A 21,781-nucleotide genomic window follows, 5' to 3' on the forward strand; every position below is an offset into this window, starting at 1 on the left:
GACGGCTCCCTTTTCTGGCGGCACGGGTGGCGTGGGTGACGTAGGTGACATGGGTTACGTGCGTGACGTGGCGGGACCGGGCAGGACGCGTCCCGCCAGGCCCCAGTCGGGGTCGACGGGGACACCGAGCCGGTCCAGGACGGTGGGGGCGATGTCGACGAGGCGGGGCGAGTCGAGCCGGGTGCCGGCGGGCGTGCCGGGCTCGGCGAGGATGACGAACACCTCTCGTTCGGCGTCCGTGTCGCCGCCGTGACCGCCGGTGTCGAGGTGCCCGTGGTCGGTGGTGACCAGTACGGTCCACCGCTCGCCGGAGCGGCGGTCGTCGATCGCCGCCAGCAGCCGTCCGAGGTGGGTGTCCTGGGCGAGCAGGGCGTCGTCGTAGGCGGGGGAGAGCGGGCCGGTGGCGTGGCCGGCCTCGTCGGTGCCGCCGAAGTAGACGAACAGCAGGTCCGGGTCGTGCTCGGTGAGCCAGCGCATGGCGGCGCGGGCGACGAGGTCGTCCGCGGTCGCGTAGCCGTCGGTCTCGCCGTCATAGTGCACCCGTCGGCCGATGGCGGGGCCGAGGACGCCGCGGTGGACCAGCTCGGGCCAGGAGACCGCGGCCGCGGTGCGCAGACCGGGGCGGGCGATGGCGGCACGGCTGAGGAAGTCGGGGTAGCGGGTGTAGTCGGCACCGATGAAGTCGTTGCCGGTCACCCCGTGGCGGTCGGGCCACACCCCGGTCAGCACGCTCGACCAGCCGGGGCCGGAGTCGGTGTAGGCCATGCTGGTCGACGGCCCTTGCTCGGCTTGGCCGTCCCGCTCGCCGTAGGGCAGCAGGCTGGTCCCGTGGGCGCCCGCGGTCAGCAGGCCGTGCAGTACGGGTGCGTGGGCACGGGGCCGGGTCAGCCGGTCGTGGCGCAGCCCGTCCATGCCCACCACGAGCACCTTGTTGCGCGCGGCGCCGTCCGGGCCAGGGGGCACGGCACGGCGCCGGGTGAACGGCAGACGGGCGGAGGGCCCCGCACCCTCCGGCGACTGCGTCCGCTCGGCGTCGGCGTCGGTATCGGTCACCGGATCCCTCCTCTGTCTCGCGCGTGCCGCGCGGGCCGGGGCGGCCCGCGCGGGTCAGGTGCCCTGTACCGCGCCTTCGGTGGCGCCCGCGATGAAGCCGCGGGCGAAGACGGCGAAGACCAGTACCAGCGGGAGGGACGCCATGAGCACACCGGCCATGACCATGCTGTAGTCGGTGGTGTGGCCGACGTTGAGCTGGGCCAGCTCCACCTGGAGGGTCACGTGGTCGGGGTTGGTGAGCACGATGAGCGGCCAGACGTAGTCGTTCCAGGCCCCGACGAAGGCGTAGATGGCGAGGAAGGACAGCGCGGGCCTGATCATCGGCAGCGCGATGTTCCAGTACTGGCGGAAGAACCCGGCGCCGTCGATGCGCGCGGCGTCGAGGAGTTCGTCGGGCACGCCGTTCTCGATGTACTGGCGCAGCCAGAAGATGCCGAAGGCGTTGGCCAGTGCGGGCGGGATCAGCGCCTTGAGCATGCCGACCCAGCCGATGTTCGACATGAGGATGAACTGCGGCAGGATCGCCAGCTGCAGCGGCAGCATCATGAACAGCAGCAGCGTGCCGAAGAGCACCTTGCGACCGGGGAAGTCGAACTTGGCGAAGGTGAAGGCCGCCAGCGAGTCGATGAACAGCACCAGGACGGTGGTGGCGCTCGCGACGACGATCGTGTTGAGCATCGACCCGAAGAAGTCGATGGTGTTCAGCACGTGCCGGATGTTCTCCAGCAGATGGGAGCCGAAGGTCAGCTTGGGCGGGCTCTTGTAGATGTCCTGGGTGGTGTTGGTGGCCATGACGATCGTCCACGCGAAGGGGAAGACCGAGAGCAGGACGGCCGCCATGAGGACGATGTGCGCGGTCAGGCCCTTGGGGCGGCGCAGCCGCCTCGCGCGCGGGGCCGGCCGCGTCGGGTCGGCTGCGGTCACGGCTTCCTCCCTCGTTGGGTGATGCGCCAGTTGACGGCGACGAGCACGATGATCAGCACGAAGAAGGCCCACACGATGGCCGCGCCGTAGCCGTAGTCGTTGTTGAGGAAGGCCGACTGGTAGAAGTACAGCAGCGTGGTCAGACCGGCCTGTCCCGGGCCGCCGAGGTTCGCGTTGGCGGCGTTGCTGGCGAACAGGACCTGGGGTTCGCTGAAGCTCTGCAGACCGTTGATCGTCGAGATGATGACGGTGAACAGGATGATCGGCCGCATGATCGGGATCGTGATCTGGAAGAACGTGCGGACGGGGCCGGCGCCGTCCACCCTCGCCGCCTCGTAGATCGAGGTCGGGATCGCCTGGAGACCGGCCAGGTAGATGATCATGTTGTAGCCGGTCCACATCCAGGTCATCAGCAGCGCGATGACCACCTTGATCAGCCACGGGTTGCTCAGCCACGGAACCGGCGAGATGCCGACCGTGCCCAGGATCGCGTTGACCAGACCGAAGTTGTTGCTGAACACCGCGCCGAAGAAGATCGCCACCGCGACGATCGAGGTGACGTTGGGCAGGTAGAGGGCGATGCGGTAGAAGCCCTTGAAGCGGCGCACCGAGTGCAGCAGCGTCGCCAGCATCAGGGCGCCGAAGAGGGTGGGCACGGTGGACAGCACCCAGATCACCAGGGTGTTGCGGATCGACAGCCAGAAGACCGGGTCCGACCACAGGAACCTGAACTGCTGCAGGCCCACGAACTGCATGTCGCCCAGGCCGTCCCAGCGCTGGAAGGCCAGGTACAGCGAGTAGAAGACGGGGAAGAAGGAGAAGGCGGCGAAGATCAGGTAGAAGGGCGAGATCGCCAGGTACTGCCGCCAGTACGACAGCGGCCCGCGCCGCCTGGGCCGAGCGGTGCCCGCGGGCGTGGCGCGCCGCGGGCGGAACCGGGCCGGGCCCGGCCCGCCGCGGTGCCCGGGCACCGCGGCGGGACCGGTGACCGGAGGTGACGTCACCTCAGCTCACCCCCTGGCGCCGGGCGATCTGCTTGGCCTGGCTGACGGCGTCGTTCCAGGCGTCGTCGGGCTTCTTGCCCTTGGCCTCGATGTTGGTCAGTTCCGTCATGTAGGGGGCCATGACGGCCGCGTCGGCCGGCGCCTCGTAGCTGTCCGGTATGGCCTTGGCGGCCGGGCCGAACACCTCGATGATCTTCTGCCCGCCGAAGAAGGCGTCCGGGCCCGTCATGGCCGGCATGGCGTACGCGGCCGGGGCGGCCGGGAAGATGGCGGCGTCGGTGAAGCCGCGGGCGTCGTTGGCGGGGCTGAGTATCCAGCTGATGATCTTGAAGGCTTCCTCGGGGTTCCGGCACTGCTTGGGCAGGGCCAGGTAGGAGCCGCCCTGGTTGGCCGGTCCGCCGGGCATCGCGCACACCCGCCACTTGCCCTTGGTGGCCGGGGCCGCCTGCTCGATGTCCAGGGCGTGCCAGGCCGCGCCGAGTTCGGTGGTCAGGTTCTTGCCGATGGCGGCGTTCCAGCTGTTGTCGTTGATCTTGGCGTCGAGGCCCAGCGTGTAGGGCCGGACCGCCGTGGTCCACGCGGTACGGATGTGGTCCTGGTCGCCGATGAAGTGGTTGTCCTTGTCGATGAACCGCTTGGTGCCCTGGCCGACGGCCATGCTGAACACCGAGCCGATGTTGTTGACCAGGAAGGAGCCGGAGACCTTCTTCTTCAGCTCGGTGCCGAGCGTGAAGTAGTCCTCCCACGTCGTGGCCAGGGCCGCGACCTTGGCGGGGTCGGTGGGCAGCCCGGCCTTGTGGAACAGGTCCGCGCGGTAGAAGAGCGCGGTGGGGCCGATGTCGATCGGGAAGCCGATCTGCTTGCCGTCCTCGGTCTGGGCGAGCTTGGTCTTCCAGCCCAGGTACTGGGACGAGATCTTCTTGAAGCCCAGGTCGTTCAGGTCCAGGAAGCGGGAGGCGTTGGGCAGGAAGGAGGCGATGTCCTCGCCCTTGATGCCGGTGATGTCGGGCACGGAGGAGCCGCCCGCGGCGAGGGTGGTGGTGAGCTTCTGCTTGAAGTCGCCGCCGATGGACGAGGCGGTCAGCGTGACCGCGCTGCTGAAGTGGGTTTTCGCCTCCGCGACCACCTTGTCGCTGAGCGCACCGCCCCAGTACCACAGGGTGAGGTTCTTGCCGTTCTTGGTGCCGCCCGATCCGGAGCCGCCGCATGCGACGGTCAGTCCGGACGCGGCCGCGGTGAGCGCGGCGGCCTGGAGGAAGCCTCTACGTGAAAGGTCCACGGGTCACTCCTGTTGTTCCTGTTCGTGGTACTGAGGGGCGTTGGTGCTGTGGATCGTGGGGGCTGTGGGGCGTTGGGCTGCGTGCGGGTGCGGGTGCGGGTCGGTGTGGCCGGGCGGGCGGGTGCGTGGGGGTGTGGGTCAGTGCGGCCGGGCGGGCGGGGTGACGGGGGCGTGGCGCACCGGGGGGCCCACGTCCGCCGGCAGGCGGTCGGCGAGGAAGCCGTAGGTCTTCTTCAGGCCGGGGTCGGTCAGTGAGCGCCACCAGCGGTCGACGCCGTACCAGCCGGGGGCCGCGAGGGCGCCGCCGTGGTGCTGTACGGACAGTCCGGCCGCGAGGACCGCGAACCGCAGCCGTTCCGCCAGCGGCCAGCCGCCGAGGGAGGCCGCGACGAAGCTCGCCCCGAAGACGTCCCCGGCGCCCGTGGCGTCCAGGACCTCGACGTCGAGGGCCGGGACCTCCGCGTACTCGCCGGTGGTCTGGTCGACGGCCACCGCGCCGTCCCCGCCCCGGGTGACGACCGCCACCGGCACCAGCTCCGCGAGCGTGCCGAGGGCCGCGACCGCGCTGTCGGTGCGGGTGTAGGCCATCGCCTCGGTCTCGTTCGGGAGGAAGGCGTGGCACAGGGCGAGCTGGTCGAGGAGGTCGCGGGACCACTCCTGGGTGGGGTCCCAGCCGACGTCGGCGTAGACGTGGGTGCCGTTCGCGGCGGCCTTGGCGATCCACTCGCGAGGCTCGGCCTCGATGTGCACGAGCGCCGTGCGCGCCTCGGGCGGGTCGCCCATCAGCATGTCCTGCGAGTACGGGGGCTCCTGGCCGTGGGTGACGAGGGCACGGTCATGGCCGGCGGCGAGCGAGACGGTGACGGGGGTGGGCCAGCCGTCCGCGGTGCGGGAGAGCGAGAGGTCGATGTCCTCCTGGTCGCACAGGACGTCCCGGCAGTACTCGCCGTAGAAGTCGTCCCCGAAGACCGTGGCCAGCGAGGTGCGCAGACCGAAGCGGGCCGCGGCCACCGCGAGGTTCGCGATGCCGCCGGGGCCGCAGCCCATGCCGGCCGTCCAGATCTCCTCGCCCGGTGTCGGAGCCTTTCCCAGCCCCGTGAGGACGAGGTCGTAGAAGAGCAGCCCGGTCAGCAGCACATCGGGCCTGTCGTCGTCCACGCGCGCAGCCTCTCGTCAAAACTCGTCATTTTCGATGCCGGAATCGTGCGCCGCTCGGAGAGATTGGTCAATACCCGAGCAGAAGTGAGCATGGAAATGATTGAAGATGACGAGTAGTGTGCATCGCGTGCTGGCAGAACGACGACACCAACTCATCCTGCGGGCCCTGCGCTCCGGTGGCCCCGCCTCTGTGACCGACCTCTCCGAACAGCTGAACGTGAGCCCCGCCACGATCCGGCGCGACCTCGTCAAGCTGGAGGAGGACGGGCTGCTCACACGTGTCCACGGCGGCGCCGTCGTCGATGAGGGCGACCAGCCCTTCGCCGAGGTGGCCGAGGTGCGGGTGGCCGAGAAGGACGCGATAGCCGCGCGCGCGGCGGCGCTGGTCCGGGACGGCCAGTCGGTGCTGCTCGACATCGGCACCACCGCGTTCCGGCTCGCCCGCCAGCTGCACGGCCGCCGCCTCACCGTGATCACCAGCAACCTGGTGGTCTACGAGGAACTGGCCGACGACGAGGGCATCGAACTGGTGCTGCTCGGCGGCATGCTCCGCCGCGAGTACCGCTCCCTGGTCGGTTTCCTCACCGAGGACAACCTGCGCCAGCTGCACGCCGACTGGCTGTTCCTCGGGACCAGCGGGGTGCGCCCCGGCGGGCAGGTGATGGACACGACGGTCGTGGAGGTGCCGGTCAAGCGCGCCATGATCGGGGCGAGCGACAAGGTCGTGCTGCTCGCCGACGCCGCCAAGTTCCCGGGCACGGGCATGGCGAAGGTCTGCGGTCCCGGGGACCTGGACATGGTGGTGACCAACGCGCCGGTGGACCCGCCGACCCGAGCCGCCCTGGAGGAGGCCGGTGTCGAGGTGGTCCTGGCAGGAAAGGCTGAAGCGTGAAACTGACGATTCTGGGCGGCGGCGGGTTCCGCGTGCCCCTCGTGTACGGCGCACTGCTGACGGACCGGGCCGAGGGGCGGGTCACCGAGGTCGTGCTGCACGATCTCGACGCCGGACGGCTCTCCGCGGTCGCCCGGGTCCTGGCCGAACAGGCGGCCGGCGTCCCCGACGCCCCCGCCGTGACCGCCACGACCGACCTGGACGAGGCCCTCACCGGCGCCGACTTCGTCTTCTCGGCGATCCGGGTCGGCGGCCTGGAAGGCAGGGCGGACGACGAGCGGGTGGCCCTGGCCGAGGGCGTCCTCGGCCAGGAGACGGTCGGCGCCGGAGGCATCGCCTACGGCCTGCGGACCGTGCCCGTCGCCGTCGACATCGCCCGGCGGGTGGCCCGGCTCGCCCCCGACGCCTGGGTCATCAACTTCACCAACCCCGCCGGACTGGTCACCGAGGCCATGTCCCGGCACCTCGGCGACCGCGTCATCGGCATCTGCGACTCCCCGGTCGGCCTCGGCCGCCGGATCGCCCGGGTGCTCGGCGCGGCGAACCCGCGCGAGGCCTGGATCGACTACGTCGGCCTCAACCACCTCGGCTGGGTCCGCGGCCTGCACATCGCGGGACGCGACGAGCTCCCGCGCCTGCTCGCCGACCCCGACCTGCTCGGCTCCTTCGAGGAGGGCAAGCTCTTCGGCGTCGACTGGCTCCAGTCCCTCGGTGCGATCCCCAACGAATACCTGCACTACTACTACTTCAACCGCGAGGCCGTCCGCTCCTACCAGCAGGCCGAGAAGACCCGCGGCGCCTTCCTGCGCGACCAGCAGGCGCACTTCTACGAGGCGGTCACCGACCCGGGTGCCAAGGCCCTGGACGTCTGGGACCGCACCCGCGCCGAGCGCGAGGCCACCTACATGGCCGAGAACCGGGAGACCGCAGGCGCCGGCGAGCGCGACGCCGACGACCTGTCCGGCGGCTACGAGAAGGTCGCCCTGGCCCTGATGCGGGCCATCGCCCGCGACGAGCGCACCACCCTGATCCTCAACGTCCGCAACCGCGGCACCCTCTCGGTGCTCGACGGCGAGGCCGTCATCGAGGTGCCCTGCCTGGTCGACGCCAACGGCGCCCACCCGGTCGCCGTCGCCCCGCTGCCCGACCACGCCACCGGCCTCGTCTGCGCGGTCAAGGCGGTCGAGCGCGAGGTGCTCGCCGCCGCCGAGTCCGGCTCCCGTACGACGGCGGTGAAGGCGTTCGCGCTGCACCCGCTGGTCGACTCGGTGAACGTGGCCCGCCGGCTGGTGGAGGGGTACACCGAGGTCCACCCGGGCCTCGCGTATCTTAAGTAACCAGCCGCTCGGAAAGCGCTTTCCACACCTCTTCTGGAGACTTCCATGCACGACGAACGCCGCCGGATCGAGGAGCGCGTCGAGCGCCTCCACAACCAGCGCATCAAGCCCGCGATCTACGCGGCCACCGTCCCCTTCGAGGTGTCCGCCTGGCAGGCCCCCGGGGAGCCGGTGCCCTTCGAGGAGGCCGCGGCCGCCGCGTACGAGCCGTTCGCCATGGACACCCCGTGGGGCCCGCCCTGGGGCACCACCTGGTTCCGGATGCGCGGCCAGGTGCCCGCGGAGTTCGCGGGCCGCCGCGTCGAGGCGGTCATCGACCTCGGCTTCACCGGCGACTGGCCGGGCAACCAGGCCGAGGCCCTGGTCCACCTCACCGACGGGACCCCGCTGAAGGCGGTCAACCCGCTCAACCAGTACGTACGGATCGCGAACCCGGCGACCGGCGGCGAGGTGATCGACTACCTGGTCGAGGCGGCCTCCAACCCGGACATCCTCGCCAACGACTTCGCCGAGCCCACGCTCCTGGGCGACGTGCTGACGGCCGGCGACAAGCCGCTCTACACCTTCAGGCGCGCCGACATCGCCGTCCTCGACGAGGAGGTCTGGCACCTCGACCTCGACATCCAGGTGCTGAAGGAGCTGATGCTGGAGCTCGGCGAGCACGACCCGCGCCGCCACGAGATCATGCACGCCCTCGACCACGCGATGGACCTGCTGGACCTGGACGACATCTCCGGTTCGGCCGCGGACGTCCGGGCCGCCCTGCAGCCGGCGCTGTCGAAGCCCGCGCACGCCAGCGCCCACCGCATCTCCGGCGTCGGCCACGCGCACATCGACTCGGCCTGGCTCTGGCCGATCCGCGAGACCAAGCGCAAGACCTCCCGGACCTTCTCCAACGTCACCTCCCTTGCAGAGGAGTACGAGGAGTTCGTCTTCGCCTGCTCGCAGGCCCAGCAGTACGAGTGGGTGCGCGACAACTACCCGCAGGTCTGGGCCCGGATCCAGGAGTCCGTGAAGAAGGGCCAGTGGGCGCCGGTCGGCGGCATGTGGGTCGAGTCCGACGGCAATCTCCCCGGCGGCGAGGCGATCGCCCGCCAGCTCGTCCACGGCAAGCGGTTCTTCATCGAGCACTTCGGCATCGAGACCAAGGGCGTCTGGCTGCCCGACTCCTTCGGCTACAACGCGGCCTACCCGCAGCTCGCCAAGCTGGCCGGCAACGAGTGGTTCCTCACCCAGAAAATCTCCTGGAACCAGACCAACACGTTCCCCCACCACACCTTCTGGTGGGAGGGCATCGACGGCACCCGCATCTTCACGCACTTCCCGCCGGTCGACACCTACAATGCCCGCTTCAGCGGCGCGGAGATGTCCCGCGCGGTCCGCAACTACGCCGAGAAGGGCGCCGCCACCCGCTCGCTGGCCCCCTTCGGCTGGGGCGACGGCGGTGGCGGCCCCACCCGCGAGATCATGGAGCGGGCCCGCCGCCTGAAGGACCTGGAGGGCTCCCCGCGGGTCGAGGTCGAGCACCCGGACGCCTTCTTCGCCAAGGCCCGCGCCGAGTACGAGGACGCCCCGGTCTGGGTCGGCGAGCTCTACCTGGAGCTGCACCGCGCCACCTACACCTCGCAGGCCCGCACCAAGCAGGGCAACCGGCGCAGCGAGCACAAGCTGCGCGAGGCCGAGCTGTGGGCCACGACGGCCGCGCTGCACGCGCCCGGCTACCGCTATCCGCACGAGAAGCTCGACCGGCTCTGGAAGACGGTCCTGCTCCACCAGTTCCACGACATCCTGCCCGGCTCCTCCATCGCCTGGGTGCACCGCGAGGCCGAGGCCGAATACGCCCGGGTGGCCGAGGAACTGGAGGCGCTGACCACCGAGGCGGTCACCGCGCTGGGCGGCGGCCCGGCCCGCGTCTTCAACACCAGCCCCTACGACCGCGCCGAGGTCGTCCGGGACGCCGCGGGCACCCCGGTCTACGTCGAGGTCCCCGCGAGCGGCAGCGCGCCGCTCGCGGGCGCCACCGAGGCCCCGCAGCCGGTGACCGTCGAAGGCCGGGTCATCGACAACGGACTCGTCCGGGTGGAGATCGCCGCGGACGGCACCCTGTCGTCCGTGTACGACCACCGGGCGAAGCGCGAGGTCCTCGCCGGCCAGGGCAACCTGCTGCGGCTGCACACCGACCTCCCGAACTACTGGGACGCCTGGGACGTCGACAAGCACTACAAGAACCGCTACACGGACCTGCTCGACCCCTCGGAGATCACGGTCGCCGACGCGGACCCGCTGCTCGGCTCGGTCCGGATCACGCGTCCGTTCGGCAACGGCTCGAAGATCACCCAGACGGTCACCGTCCGCGCCGGCAGCCCCCGGATCGACTTCGAGACGGACATCGACTGGCACGAGGCCGAGAAGTTCCTCAAGGCCGGCTTCCCGGTGGACATCCGGGCCGCGCACTCCTCCGCCGAGATCCAGTTCGGCCACGTCCAGCGGCCCACGCACACCAACACCACGTGGGAGGCGGCCCGCTTCGAGGTCTCCGGCCACCGCTGGGTGCACCTCGCCGAGCCCGGCTACGGCGTCGCCGTCATCAACGACTCAACCTACGGCCACGACGTCTCCCGCACGGTCCGCGAGGACGGCGGTACGACCACCACGGTCCGCCTCTCCCTGGTCCGCGCCCCGCGCGTCCCGGACCCGGGCGCCGACCAGGGCCGCCACCGCATCACGTACTCCCTGCTGCCGGGCGCCACGGTCGGGGACGCCGTCGCCGAGGGCTACGCCCTCAACCTCCCGCTCCGGGTGGCCGACGCGGCGGGCGAGCCGCAGCCGGTCGTCTCGGTGGACGGCGCGGGCGTGACCGTCGAGGCGGTCAAGTTCGCCGACGACGCCTCCGGCGATGTCGTGGTCCGGCTCTACGAGTCCCTGGGCGGCCGTGCCCAGGGCGTCCTGCGCACCGGCTTCCCGCTGGCCGGTGCCCAGGTGACCGACCTGCTGGAGCGCCCCCTGGAGGACGCCGCCACCGACGGTGACAGCGTCTCCGTCGAACTGCGCCCCTTCCAGATCCTCACCCTCCGGTTGCAGAGGAGCTGACCGGATGGCCATGCAACCCTGGTTCACCGACGCCAAGTTGGGGATCTTCGTGCACTGGGGCATCTACGCCGTCGACGGGGTCCAGGAGTCCTGGTCCTTCTACGACGACATCGTGCCGCACGAGCAGTACATGTCCCAGCTGGACCGCTTCACCGGCGCCCGGTACGACCCGAAGGCGTGGGCGGACCTGTTCGCCCGCGCCGGCGCGAAGTACGCCGTGCTGACGAGCCGTCACCACGACGGTGTGGCCCTGTGGGACACGGCGTACGGCGACCTCAACCTCGGCAAGGACTACCTCGGGCCGTATGCCGAGGCCCTGCGCGAGAACGGCCTCAAGGTCGGCCTCTACTACTCCCACTCCGACTGGAACCACCCCGACTACGCCTCCACGCGCAAGCCGGGCCGCCCCCCGGAGCTGGAGGACAACCGCTACTCGGAAGTCGCGGCCGAGTACGAGGACCTCGACGCCTGGGAACGCTTCATCGCCTACCGGGACGGCCAGATACGGGAGCTGGCCTCCCGCTACCGGCCGGACCTGATGTGGTTCGACGGGGAGTGGGACCGCAGCGAGGAGCAGTGGCGGATCCCCGGACTCGCCGCGCTGATCCGGTCGTACGTCCCGGACGTCGTCTTCAACGCGCGCATGCTCAGCGAAGGGGACTACGCCACCCCCGAGCAGGGCGCCCCCGTCGTGCCGCCGGACGGCCCCTGGGAACTGTGCCTGACGATCAACGACTCGTGGGGCTACCAGCACCACGACCACAACCACAAGTCCCTCGCCCAGCTGATCCGCTACTTCACCGAGACCATCGGGGGCGGCGGCAACCTGCTGCTCGACGTCGGCCCCAGGGAGGACGGCACCATCCCGCAGCCGCAGGTGGAGCGGCTTGAGGGGCTGGGGGAGTGGATCCGCAGGCACGCGGAGGCGGTGTACGGGACCGGGCGCGGCCTGCCGGCCGGCCACCACTACGGCCCGAGCACCCTCTCCGCCGACCGGCGCACCCTCTACCTCACCCTGTTCGACGTCCCGCGCGCCGAGATCGGCGTCCGGGGGCTGGCGACCAAGGTGAACAGGATCACCGTGCTTGGCACCGGCACCGAACTCGGCCACCGGGTGACCGGCGGACTGCACGAGGCGGTCGGCGTGCTGTGGATCGACCCGCCGGCCGCGACCGACCTCGACCCGTACGCCACCGTCCTGGCCGTCGAACTGGACGGCGAGCTGGAGCTGTACCGGGGATCCGGCCGGTTCTGAACCGGTTCACGGCCTATGCCGGAAGTTCTCATATGAAGAATTAAGAGAACGGTAAGCGGGCAGGTCACAGCGGCTTTTCGGGCCGCCGTGACGCTGCCGGTTCGCCTCTTGGACACCTTGAGTTCGTCTGACGCCCCTGGGATGCGGAACGGCAGGGACGACAGAAAGGCATCACCGTGCGAGACCCGCGAATGTCAGCGATCGCCAAGGGGCTCAAGCGCCGGGGCCGGCTCATGGCGCAGGCGGTGAGCCCGCCGCGCAAGACCCTGGACGCCATCCCGACCCAGCGTCCGGCCGCGCGGCCGCAGCAGCCCTCCGACGGCTATACGGCCCCGCTCGCCCCGCGCCTGGTGGCGTCCCCGGCCTTCGTGCTGTCCTCGGTGCGCTCCGGCTCCACACTGCTGCGGGTCCTGCTGAACAGCCACAGCCGCATCCGCGCCCCGCACGAGATGCACCTGCGCACGGTCCACGTCCGCATGTCCCGGGAGTTCACCGCGGACGCCATGAAGGAGCTCGCCCTCGACCGCGAGGAGCTGGAGCACGTGCTGTGGGACCGGGTGCTGCACCTGGAGCTCAGCCGCAGCGGCAAGGACGTCATCGTCGACAAGACCCCGCCGAACACCCTCATCTGGCCCCGGCTGCACCGATGTTGGCCCGACGCCCGGTTCATCCTGCTGCTGCGCCACCCCGGTGCCGTCGTCCAGTCCCTGACCAGCCGCCGCGCCGACCCCGACCACGAGGCGATCCGCGCCGAGGTCCTGGGCTACGCGGAGAAGCTCGAAGAGGCCCGCCAGAACCTCACCGGCGCGCATGTGATCACGTACGAGGACCTCACCGCCGAACCGGAGCGGGTCACCCGCGGCCTGTGCGAGTACCTCGGCGTCCCGTGGGAGAGCGGCATGCTCGACTACGGCAAGCAGGACCACGGCACCTTCCGGCCGAAGCTCGGCGACTGGAGCAAGGAGATCAGGTCCGGCCGCATCCAGGCCGCCCGCCAGGCCGACCCCACCGCCGAACTCCCGCCCCGGCTGGCCGAGATAGCGAAGGCGTGGGGATACCCGGTCTAGGCATCCCCACGCCACCGTTCCCGACGGTCAGCCGGTGAAGCCGGCCGTGATCGAGGTGAACTGCCAGTTGCTCTGGCTGATCCCGGAGCAGTTGCTCACCACGCCGCCGCCCGCGCAGCCGCGGTCCCGGTTGACCGCCCAGAACGCGAGCCGGGCGATGTGGTGCGAGTTCCCCCAGTCGCGGATCTGGGTCCAGATCGCCGGGGTCGTGGTCTCCTGCTGGTCCGACAGGCCGTTCATGCCGGAGATCCCGATGTGCGCGTAGGCCGTCGCGTCGTCCCAGCCGAACGTGGACTTCAGCTTGGTCTTCAGCCCCTCGGCCGCGCTCACGGTGTTGCCGTACATGTCCGAACCGCCACCGAAGTCGAACGGCATGATCGTGAAGACGTCGATGTCGGCGCCGATCGACTGAGCCTGTTCGATCAGCCGGTTGCCGTAGTACGTCGGCCCGGTGGTGGACGTCCCGAAGGTGACGATCGTCTTCAGACCGGGGTTGTTGGCCTTGACCGTCTTCAGGGCGGTGAGGATCTTCGCCTGTACGGCCTCGTTCTCGAACTCGTCGGTGTTCTCGATGTCCATGTCGACGGACTTGAGACCGTAGGCGTCGATCACCTTCTGGATCGCCCCGGCCAGCGCGCTCGCCGAGGAGCAGTTGGCGCCGAGCTTGCTGCCCTGCCAGCCGCCGAACGAGGGGGTGATGTCACCGCCGGCCGCCTTGATCTGGTTGATCGCGGTCTGGTCGACACCGCCGGTCAGTGCCCGGCTGCCGTCCCAGGCCGGGGCGCAGCCGCCCGAGTCCAGCACGAAGGCCATGGTGAACGACTTGATGCCGGTCGCGCTCATCACGGTGGAGGGGCTCGGCGGGTCGCCCCAGCCCTCGAAGAGGTAGGGCGCGGCCTGCTTGAAGCCGGTCCCGCCGCCGCTGCCCGCGCTCGTGGTCACGGACACGGAGTTGGAGGCGGCCGACACGTTCCCGGCCGCGTCCCGCGCCTTCACCGTGAACGTGTACGCCGTACTGGCCGACAGCCCGCTCACCGTGCCGGAGGTCCCGGAGACGCTCGCCACCTGGCTCGACCCGCTGTAGATGTCGTACGCCGTCACCCCGACGTTGTCCGTCGAGGCCGACCACGACAGGGACACGCTCGACGAGGTCTTCCCGGTGGAGGTGAGGTTCGTGGGTGCGGTGGGCGCCTGGGTGTCGGAGCTGCCGCCGGGCCCGTCGAGGCTGATGTCGTCGGCGTAGTACGTCCCCTGGGCGTACCACCCGTGGACATAGATCTGGGCGCTGGTCTGCGTGGCCCCGGTGGTGAAGGAGACGGTCAGCTGGCTGTACTGGGACGCCGAGGTCGTCCAGGTGGAGGTGCCGCCGGTCACCCCGAGATAGACGTACGAACCGCGGACCCAGCCGCTGAGCGAGTACGTCGTGTTGGGCTGCACGGCGACGGTCTGCGTGCACTGGGCGGTGTCACTGGCACTCGCGGCCCCCGCGAGCGCCTTGGAGCCGCCGTGCACGGGGGAGGACACGACCGAGCCGAGGTTCCCGGTGCAGGACCACGGCGAGAGGCTCCCCGACTCGAAGCCGGGGTTGGAGAGGATGTTCGCCGCCTGCGCGGTACCGGGCAGCGCGATGGCCCCGGCGAGCGCGAGAGCGGCGGACCCGAGCAGGGCGAATATCCGACGTCTGGAACGTCTGAGCGAGTTGCGCACGCGATCTCCCTGAAGGAATGGGGGTGTTCGGGAGTTGCACGAAGGTGCAAGGAGGTGCGCAACAAAGTTGGTATGGACCAATCCATCTGTCAAGGAGACGAACGCGAATTGGTCCATACCGGTGAGATGAGCGCCCCGTGAGGGGCGCGGGGCTGTGTTCGACTTGCGGCTCCGCCGCGTGGGCGCGATCGGCCAAGACGGCGCCGCACCCGGCCGACAACCTAGAGCGGCAGCACCCCCGCCGCCTCCATCGACCCCACGGCGACAGGCGGCGCAGCCACCGGCGCCGGCAACACCAGCTCTTCGGCCTCCTCCCGTACCACCGGCACGGACGGCAGCACGTGCCGCGGTCCCGACACCACCGCGTAGTCCTGCCCCAGGAACGGCGGCTCGATCACCCCGGGGTCCTCGCCCAGCGCCAACTGCACGGCAGCCCACGGCGCGTTGATCCCGCAGAGCGACAGCTGGTGCAACCCGCCCGCCGGCCGCGTGTTGACATCGAGCAGCACGGGCTGGTCGCCGTACATCCGGAACTGGATGTTGGACAGGTAGTGCAGCCCGAAGCCCTCGGCGATGATCCGCGCCGGCTTCAGCCACTGCTCGTCGAGGGTGAACCCGCGCCGGCGGCCCTTCTTGGTGCGGCCCACGGCCAGCCGGACCCGGTTGTCGGGCCCGGTGAGGCAGTCGACCGACACCTCCGGCTCCTCCAGCCGCGGCATCACCAGCCAGTCCACCGGCTCGTCGGCGCGGCGCAGCGCGTCCACGACCATGTCGAGCTGGACGTACGGCCCCGGGAACCCGTTGAGGTGAAAGAGCGAGAAGGGGGCGCGTGTGATCACGCGGAATCCCACGCCACCCGCACCGGCGGCCGGCTTGAAGCAGGCCTTGTGCCCGCCGGCCTCCAACTCCTCGACCGCGGCGACCAGTTCGTCCGCCGTGCGGACCCGCGACCAGGGCGGCACCGGGACGCCCACCGAGCTCACCGCCTCGTACGCGGTCGCCTTGTCCTCGAAGACGGCGGTCGCCTCCGGCGTCGGTGCCAGCAGGGCCGTGCCGATCGCCTCGAAGTCGGCCCGGTGGGCCACGATCGCCGACTGGTGCAGCCGGGGCACGAAGACATCGATGCCACGGCGCTGGCACTGGTCCAGGGCGTACTCGACGTAGGCGGCCGGGGACAGGCCCTCCGGCTCCAGGTCGGCGGTGTCGGCGGCGGCCAGCACGGGGGAGTCGGCGTCACCGTGCGTCGCATGGATCTCGACCGCCCGGTCGCTGGGATTTCTCCGCAGCTGATCCATGAAGAACACGTTCTCCGCGTACGTGCGGTTGAGCCAGACGCGTACGCGAGAGCGCATTAAAGCCGCCTTTCGGGGTTTTTGGGCAGGGGTCAGCGGGCCCGTGCCCGGGCAGGGTGGTTGGAGGGTCACCAAACCGCCCTGGACGAAGGGAAGTTCGTGGCGGTGGTGTTGGGGGGATCATACGGCTTTCAAGGGGCCCCGCGTGCAACGCCAGTGTTACGGATTTCCCCGTACTGTCCACGCGCGTTTTCCTGCACCGTCCGCGCCGGTTTCCTTGACGGCCCGAAACCGGCTCGGGACCCCGCTCGGGACCGGCCGGGTGACGGCCGACGGGCCGCTGGACAGGTGGTCTTGTTCCCGGCCCCCGAAGTGTGTTGTGGTGGGGACCGACGACATGATCGGAAGGGGTACGGGGTGGAGTCCACGGCCGGTGCCGGGCAGTTGCTGGCCATCAGTGACCTGCACATCTCGTATCCGGAGAACCGCGAGCTCGTCGAGAAGATGCGTCCGGAAACGGACGAGGACTGGCTGATCGTCGCCGGGGACATCGCGGAGACCGTCGCCGACATCCGCTGGACGCTGGAGACCCTTGCAGGCCGCTTCCGCAAGGTGCTGTGGGCGCCCGGCAACCACGACCTGTGGACCCACCCCAAGGACCCGGTCACCCTGCGCGGAGTCGCCCGCTACGAGCACCTCGTCGACCTCTGCCGGGAACTGGGCGTGGTCACCCCCGAGGACCCCTACCCGCTATGGGAGGGCCCGGGCGGCCCGGTCGTCGTGGCACCGCTGTTCCTGCTGTACGACTACTCCTTCCTGCCGGCCGGCTGCGCCACCAAGGAGGAGGGCCTCGCCTACGCGCACGGCACCGGCGTCGTCTGCAACGACGAGTACCTGCTGCACCCCGACCCCTACCCGACCCGCGAGGACTGGTGCCGGGCCCGGGTCGAGGCCACCGAGCGCCGGCTCGCCGAACTGCCCGAGAACCTGCCGACGGTGCTGGCGGGGCACTATCCGCTGGACCGGCACCCCACCGACGTGCTCTGGTACCCGGAGTTCGCCATGTGGTGCGGCACCACCCGCACCGCCGACTGGCACCGCCGGTTCCGGGTCGCGGCCATGGTCTACGGCCATCTGCACATCCCACGGACCACCTGGCACGACGGGGTCCGCTTCGAAGAGGTCTCCGTGGGATACCCCCGCGAGTGGCGCAAGCGTTCCGGGGAACCGGGCCGGCTGCGCCGAATTCTGCCGATGGAGGTCGGAACCGGTGATCGAGGAGCTGCTCCCGGACTCGGTGGTGGCCGTGGAGATGCTCGGTGACGAGGCGATCCGCGAGGCCCCGCTCTACCCCGAGGAGGCGGCGCTGGTCGCCCGGGCGGTGCCCAAGCGCCGCCGTGAGTTCGCCGCGGTGCGCGCCTGCGCCCGCAGTGCCATGGAGAAGCTCGGAGTCCCGCCGCAGCCCGTCGTGAGCGGTGAGCGCGGCGCCCCGCGCTGGCCGGACGGGCTGGCCGGCAGCATGACCCACTGCGACGGCTACTGCGCCGCCGCCCTGGTCCGCGCCGCCGACCTGGCCTCCCTCGGCATCGACGCCGAACCGCACGCCGCGCTCCCCGAGGGCGTCGCCGACTCCGTGCTGCTGCCCGCCGAGCGGCAGCGGCTCGCCCGGCTCGCGGCCGAGCGGCCCGGCGTGCACTGGGACCGCCTGCTGTTCAGCGCCAAGGAATCCGTCTACAAGGCGTGGTTCCCCCTCACCGGGAAGTGGCTGGACTTCATGGAGGCCGACATCGAGCTCGTCCCGGAGCCCGGTGAGCGGCCGCACGGCATCCTGCGCGCCCGCCTCCTCGTCCCCGGCCCGGAGGTCGGCGGGCGGCGGCTGCAGGTCTTCGAGGGCCGCTGGAGCGTGGGGCACGGCATACTGACCTCGGCCGTGGTCGTGCCGCACCCCTGACGCACCCCGCCGGCTCAGGTGGGTGGGCACCAGTCGTGCAGCAGCCGGAAGAACGCCTCCTCGTTGCCCGCCAGTCCGGCCCCGGCCAGGGCCTCCTCGGCCTCGGCGAGCACGGCCGGCGGCACCAGGAAGGGGCGCGAGCCGCCGGGCGGCCCGTCGAAGGCCGCGCGCACGGTGTGCAGCAGCCGCAGATAGGCCTGGACGGCGGCGCGTTCACGGTCGGTCAGTACGGCGGTGTGCATCGGTCGGCTCTCCCCGTCGGTCGTCGAGGTCACGCGCCCGGACGGCGCGCGCACACCGCGTGTGCGGTGCGCACCCCCCAGCTTGCCGTCCACCACTGACAACGCCCCCGCGCCCGGCCTCGGTTCGCCCGCTTAGCAGAGCGGAAACCACACCGAAACCCCCTGGGGAAATGTCTTCCTACCCTGGAAGGAGAGAAATCCGGCCGGGCCGCAGCGGGCCCGGGACAGCGGGGGAGGCCGAGCCGTGACAGAAGCGATGCCCAGCCGTCCGCAGCGCACCGCGCACCTGCGCCCGGTGGGCGACGGGGAACTCGTGGCGCGCCACCGGGTCGTGCACGGATACCGGCGCGCCTACCGCATCGCCGGCGACGGGCCCGCCCTGGTCCTCATCCACGGCATCGGGGACTCCTCGGAGACCTGGGCACGACTCATCCCCGACCTTGCCCGCACCCACACCGTGATCGCCCCCGACCTGCTCGGCCACGGCGAGTCGGACAAGCCCCGGGCCGACTACTCGGTCGCCGCCTACGCCAACGGGGTGCGGGACCTGCTGACCACCCTGGGCATCGAGTCCGTGACCCTCGTCGGGCACTCGCTCGGCGGGGGAGTCGCGATGCAGTTCGCCTACCAGTTCCCCGAGCGCACCGAGCGGCTCATCCTGGTCAGCGCGGGCGGGGTGGGCCGCGAGGTCAACCCGGTGCTCCGGCTCGTCTCGCTGCCCGGGGCCCATCTGCTGCTGTCCGCGCTGCGGTTGCCCGGTATGCGCCTCCAAGTGGGCCTGGCCGTACGCCTGCTGAGACTTCTGGACACCGGCCTCGGCCAGGACGCCCCGGAACTGCTCACCCTGGTCGACGCGCTCCCCGACGAGACCTCCCGCAACGCCTTCATCCGCACCCTGCGCGCGGTCGTCGACTGGCGCGGCCAGGTCGTCACCATGCTGGACCGCTGCTATCTCACCGAGGGCATGCCGACCATGCTCCTGTGGGGCGACCGCGACAGCGTGGTCCCGGTACGGCACGCCCACCGCGCCCGCGAGGCCATGCCCGGCGCCCGGCTGGAGATCTTCGAGGGCGCCGGGCACTTCCCGTTCCACGCCGACCCGGCCCGGTTCGTCGCCCTGATCCAGGAGTTCACAGCCACCACCGCCCCGGCGGACTGGAGCCGTGAGCACTGGCGCACCCTGCTCCTCGACGGCCGCCCCGACACCGGCCACGGCCCGGCCGCGCAGCGAGACCTGCGCGAGGCGAGCGAACGCAGCGCCACCTGAGCCCGTGCCGCGCCGGTCACGGCCCCGAGGCCGCGACGCCTACTTCCCCAGGTACCCCAGCGACACCTCGATGCGGCCCGCCACGTCGTGCCGCCGCAGGGGCCCGCGCAGGGCCGAACCCGCGAGCCAGGTCCGGCACTTGCTGGCCAGCAGCAGCCCGAAGGTCTCCGCGTCCCGTTCCTCGGCCCGGTCGAAGCGGGTACGGGCGGCCACCCGCTGGACGGCGGCCTGGAGCGCGGCCTGGTCGGCCTCGGTACCGGTGCCCGCGCCGGCGGCCGCGCCGAGGAGTCGCGCGGCCACCCCGACCCCCTCCACGTCATGGCCGCAGTGCTCGGCGTGCATGTGCCACAGTTCGTGGCCGAGGATCACCAACTGGTGGTCGGGCACGGTACGTTCCTCGACGACGACCAGGTCGCGGTCGGCCAGGTCGAGCCAGAGCCCGCTGGCCGTGCCGGGCGGGAAGACCGCCGTACGGAACTGGACGGGGCGGCCGCGGCGGCGGCTCAGCGCGTCGCACAGTGCCCGGTACAGCTCCTGCGGCGGGGCGGGCGCGGGCAGGGTCAGCTCCCCGACCAGCTCACCGCTCAGCCGGCGCATGTCCCTGCCGATGCCCACTCTTCTCCCTCGGCTCACGACTCTCGGCTCACGACTCGGGCCGCTTGACGCTCTCCAGGAGCATGTCCAGCCATTCCGCGACCTTGTCCCGGTGCTGGTCGGTGGGCAGCTGCGCGGCCCGCCACGCGATGCCGCGCACCCCGTGGTCCTGCAGCAGCCGCTCCAGCGGGTCCACGGCCGCCTCAGCCGCGGCCCGCTCCCGGTCGGCCAGCTTCTGCAGCAGCTCCTGCTCGACGCGCTGCAGGGCGCCGGCGAGGGCCTCGGGGTCCTCGGCGGTGAGGAAGCCCGCGTGCACGCGGAAGAAGCGCTGGAGGGCGTCGCAGTGCTCCATGGTCGGCCGCCGGTCACCGTTGATCAGGGCGCCGGCCTGCTGCCGGGACATGCCGGCGCCGTCGGCGATCTCCTGCTGGGTGTGCTTGCGGCCGTTCGGCTTGAGCCGGGTGCGGCGCAGCAGGTCGAGGCGTTGCAGGAAGCGGGCCTGGACATCGGGCTCGCCCGCCGGGCGGCCGGTCAGCAGGGCCCGGACCACGGGCTCGGGGACACCACAGGCGAAGGAGAGCCGTCCGACGTGGAAGACCTCGGCGTGCGGCACACCCAGCCGGTCCGCGAGCGCGGTGACGCGGGCGACGGCGGCCGGCAGCTGGGCGGTCGCCGCGGCGCCCGGATCCTCGTAGCCATCCGTCACCGACAGAACTCCTACGTCTCTCAGGGAAATCAAATCAGGGGAATCAGGGGCTTCTCACAAGCACTGCCGTGATCCACCCGGCATGAACCCCCCGGAGATTAGCGGGTGGTTCGAACTCACATCCAGGTCTCGCCACAACTGTGGCCAATTTCGGACGTCAACAGGCATGAAATGCCACGATAGTTGACATGACTCAGGGTGGGGCAGCAGGATCACATCGCCGCGAGAAGGCCGCATAGGCAAGAGGGGTGACCTCCCGATGGCATATCAGGCAGGTGGGCGGCGGCCGGTGCCGCGGCCCGTCCCCGAGGGCCTCGAGGCCCAGGCGTATCTCCAGGACTACGCGTTACTGCTGGACGCTGTCCCCTTCCCGTCCCTGGTGGTGGACCACCGCTGGGACGTCGTGCTGGCCAACGGCGCGTTCGAGACACTTTTCCGGGAGGTCGCCCCGCATCCGACCGCGATGCCCGGTGATAATTTCCTGCGCTTCGTCCTGTTCCACCCGGACGCCGGATCGGTCCTCGGTGCCCACGAGGCGGGCTGGTGCCTGCCGATGCTGGCGCAGTTCAAGACCACCCTGGAGCGGTACGGCCACGACCACGAACTCCAGTCGATCCGCCGGGAGATCGCCCAGGACCCCATCATGGAGGCCGCCTTCCGGCAGGGCCTGCCGCACTGGCTGCGCGTGGTCGGCGAGGACGGCGCACAGCTCGACGGAGCCGTCCGGCCGCTGCTGCACCCGGACCCGCTGCTGGGCGCCACCGAGTGCCGGGTCGTCGGCGAAACCCCCAAGACCCTCCAGGACATGGGCTACGCGCGTTACACCCTGGTGCTGCGCGCCGTCCCCCGCCCCGCCGCCCCGCGCCGCTCCCGCCGGCCCGGCGGCCTGGGTGCCCATCTCACCGTCGTCCCGGCCCCCGAAGGCTGACCCGGCACCGTCGGCGTTCAGGTCGCCGACGGCGC

At 71.1% G+C, this 21,781-nt stretch carries 19 protein-coding genes; 9 read left to right on the top strand and 10 right to left on the bottom strand.

Annotated features, from left to right (window positions below; translation table 11 throughout):
* Positions 1 to 54: 54 nt before the first annotated feature.
* The 5 genes from KVT45_RS29560 to KVT45_RS29580 form a co-directional block, all read right to left on the bottom strand.
* Positions 55 to 963, bottom strand: coding sequence for an alkaline phosphatase family protein (locus KVT45_RS29560; protein ID WP_308310903.1), 909 nt, complete (start codon positions 961 to 963; stop codon positions 55 to 57).
* Positions 964 to 1,107: 144 nt separating this feature from the next.
* Positions 1,108 to 1,893, bottom strand: coding sequence for a carbohydrate ABC transporter permease (locus KVT45_RS29565; RefSeq protein ID WP_254647540.1), 786 nt, complete (start codon positions 1,891 to 1,893; stop codon positions 1,108 to 1,110).
* A gap of 80 nt (positions 1,894 to 1,973) precedes the next feature.
* A complete protein-coding gene (locus KVT45_RS29570; protein WP_217552227.1) occupies positions 1,974 to 2,948 on the bottom strand; it encodes a carbohydrate ABC transporter permease in 975 nt (324 codons plus the stop codon).
* Between the two features lie 34 nt (positions 2,949 to 2,982).
* Complete coding sequence (locus KVT45_RS29575; RefSeq protein ID WP_217552164.1) at positions 2,983 to 4,260, bottom strand: ABC transporter substrate-binding protein; 1,278 nt, start codon at positions 4,258 to 4,260, stop codon at positions 2,983 to 2,985.
* A gap of 138 nt (positions 4,261 to 4,398) precedes the next feature.
* Positions 4,399 to 5,418 carry a carbohydrate kinase family protein gene (locus tag KVT45_RS29580; RefSeq protein WP_217552165.1) on the bottom strand — a complete coding sequence of 340 codons (1,020 nt, stop codon included), beginning with the start codon at positions 5,416 to 5,418 and terminating at the stop codon, positions 4,399 to 4,401.
* Between the two features lie 127 nt (positions 5,419 to 5,545).
* Here KVT45_RS29580 and KVT45_RS29585 point away from each other — a divergent pair, with 127 nt between their 5' ends.
* The 5 genes from KVT45_RS29585 to KVT45_RS29605 all read left to right on the top strand — a co-directional run bounded on the left by KVT45_RS29585 (position 5,546) and on the right by KVT45_RS29605 (position 13,059).
* Positions 5,546 to 6,310: a DeoR/GlpR family DNA-binding transcription regulator gene (locus KVT45_RS29585; protein ID WP_217552228.1), complete on the top strand. Its 765-nt coding sequence runs from the start codon at positions 5,546 to 5,548 to the stop codon at positions 6,308 to 6,310.
* Positions 6,307 to 7,647 carry a 6-phospho-beta-glucosidase gene (locus KVT45_RS29590; RefSeq protein WP_217552166.1) on the top strand — a complete coding sequence of 447 codons (1,341 nt, stop codon included), beginning with the start codon at positions 6,307 to 6,309 and terminating at the stop codon, positions 7,645 to 7,647. Before KVT45_RS29585 ends, KVT45_RS29590 begins: the two co-directional genes overlap by 4 nt.
* 45 nt (positions 7,648 to 7,692) lie before the next feature.
* On the top strand, positions 7,693 to 10,737 hold the full coding sequence (locus KVT45_RS29595; RefSeq protein WP_217552167.1) for a glycoside hydrolase family 38 C-terminal domain-containing protein: 3,045 nt from the start codon (positions 7,693 to 7,695) through the stop codon (positions 10,735 to 10,737).
* 4 nt (positions 10,738 to 10,741) lie between these two features.
* The gene (locus KVT45_RS29600) at positions 10,742 to 11,992 is read left to right on the top strand and encodes an alpha-L-fucosidase (RefSeq protein WP_217552168.1); all 1,251 of its coding nucleotides are present in this window, start codon (positions 10,742 to 10,744) and stop codon (positions 11,990 to 11,992) included.
* Positions 11,993 to 12,168: 176 nt separating this feature from the next.
* Complete coding sequence (locus KVT45_RS29605; RefSeq protein ID WP_308310901.1) at positions 12,169 to 13,059, top strand: sulfotransferase; 891 nt, start codon at positions 12,169 to 12,171, stop codon at positions 13,057 to 13,059.
* A gap of 27 nt (positions 13,060 to 13,086) precedes the next feature.
* On the opposite strand, the gene KVT45_RS29610 is transcribed toward KVT45_RS29605, so the two are convergent.
* The gene (locus KVT45_RS29610) at positions 13,087 to 14,766 is read right to left on the bottom strand and encodes a carbohydrate binding domain-containing protein (protein WP_217552169.1); all 1,680 of its coding nucleotides are present in this window, start codon (positions 14,764 to 14,766) and stop codon (positions 13,087 to 13,089) included.
* Between the two features lie 221 nt (positions 14,767 to 14,987).
* Positions 14,988 to 16,118 (bottom strand): ATP-grasp domain-containing protein, encoded by a 1,131-nt coding sequence (locus KVT45_RS29615; protein ID WP_217552170.1) that lies wholly within the window; start codon positions 16,116 to 16,118, stop codon positions 14,988 to 14,990.
* A gap of 357 nt (positions 16,119 to 16,475) precedes the next feature.
* On the opposite strand from KVT45_RS29615, the gene KVT45_RS29620 reads away from it, so the two are divergent.
* Both KVT45_RS29620 and KVT45_RS29625 read left to right on the top strand, forming a co-directional pair.
* A complete protein-coding gene (locus tag KVT45_RS29620; RefSeq protein WP_217552171.1) occupies positions 16,476 to 17,381 on the top strand; it encodes a metallophosphoesterase in 906 nt (301 codons plus the stop codon).
* Entirely contained in the window at positions 17,329 to 18,009 is a 681-nt protein-coding gene (locus KVT45_RS29625) for a 4'-phosphopantetheinyl transferase superfamily protein (protein ID WP_217552172.1), read from the top strand. Before KVT45_RS29620 ends, KVT45_RS29625 begins: the two co-directional genes overlap by 53 nt.
* A gap of 14 nt (positions 18,010 to 18,023) precedes the next feature.
* Here the strand turns inward: KVT45_RS29625 and KVT45_RS29630 are convergent, their stop codons facing one another.
* Positions 18,024 to 18,251, bottom strand: a complete 228-nt coding sequence (locus KVT45_RS29630; RefSeq protein WP_089104125.1) for a hypothetical protein — start codon at positions 18,249 to 18,251, stop codon at positions 18,024 to 18,026.
* Between the two features lie 256 nt (positions 18,252 to 18,507).
* On the opposite strand from KVT45_RS29630, the gene KVT45_RS29635 reads away from it, so the two are divergent.
* Positions 18,508 to 19,518, top strand: coding sequence for an alpha/beta fold hydrolase (locus KVT45_RS29635; RefSeq protein WP_217552230.1), 1,011 nt, complete (start codon positions 18,508 to 18,510; stop codon positions 19,516 to 19,518).
* A gap of 39 nt (positions 19,519 to 19,557) precedes the next feature.
* Here KVT45_RS29635 and KVT45_RS29640 read toward each other — a convergent pair whose 3' ends face one another.
* Both KVT45_RS29640 and KVT45_RS29645 read right to left on the bottom strand, forming a co-directional pair.
* Positions 19,558 to 20,115: a toxin-antitoxin system, toxin component gene (locus tag KVT45_RS29640; RefSeq protein ID WP_217552231.1), complete on the bottom strand. Its 558-nt coding sequence runs from the start codon at positions 20,113 to 20,115 to the stop codon at positions 19,558 to 19,560.
* Between the two features lie 46 nt (positions 20,116 to 20,161).
* Positions 20,162 to 20,818: a helix-turn-helix transcriptional regulator gene (locus tag KVT45_RS29645; RefSeq protein WP_089103888.1), complete on the bottom strand. Its 657-nt coding sequence runs from the start codon at positions 20,816 to 20,818 to the stop codon at positions 20,162 to 20,164.
* Between the two features lie 259 nt (positions 20,819 to 21,077).
* Between KVT45_RS29645 and KVT45_RS29650 the strand changes: the two genes are divergently transcribed.
* The gene (locus KVT45_RS29650; RefSeq protein WP_217552173.1) at positions 21,078 to 21,746 is read left to right on the top strand and encodes a hypothetical protein; all 669 of its coding nucleotides are present in this window, start codon (positions 21,078 to 21,080) and stop codon (positions 21,744 to 21,746) included.
* Positions 21,747 to 21,781: the final 35 nt, after the last annotated feature.

It is taken from the genome of Streptomyces sp. GbtcB6, from assembly GCF_019091475.1.
Lineage (GTDB): Bacteria > Actinomycetota > Actinomycetes > Streptomycetales > Streptomycetaceae > Streptomyces > Streptomyces hyaluromycini.

Coding starts and splice junctions, on each gene's coding strand:
- KVT45_RS29565 (WP_254647540.1), bottom strand. CDS start 1,893: ATGGCGGCCGTCCTGCTCTCGGTCTTCCCCTTCGCGTGGACGATCGTC.
- KVT45_RS29595 (WP_217552167.1), top strand. CDS start 7,693: ATGCACGACGAACGCCGCCGGATCGAGGAGCGCGTCGAGCGCCTCCAC.
- KVT45_RS29600 (WP_217552168.1), top strand. CDS start 10,742: ATGGCCATGCAACCCTGGTTCACCGACGCCAAGTTGGGGATCTTCGTG.
- KVT45_RS29615 (WP_217552170.1), bottom strand. CDS start 16,118: ATGCGCTCTCGCGTACGCGTCTGGCTCAACCGCACGTACGCGGAGAAC.
- KVT45_RS29630 (WP_089104125.1), bottom strand. CDS start 18,251: ATGCACACCGCCGTACTGACCGACCGTGAACGCGCCGCCGTCCAGGCC.
- KVT45_RS29635 (WP_217552230.1), top strand. CDS start 18,508: ATGCCCAGCCGTCCGCAGCGCACCGCGCACCTGCGCCCGGTGGGCGAC.
- KVT45_RS29640 (WP_217552231.1), bottom strand. CDS start 20,115: ATGCGCCGGCTGAGCGGTGAGCTGGTCGGGGAGCTGACCCTGCCCGCG.
- KVT45_RS29650 (WP_217552173.1), top strand. CDS start 21,078: ATGGCATATCAGGCAGGTGGGCGGCGGCCGGTGCCGCGGCCCGTCCCC.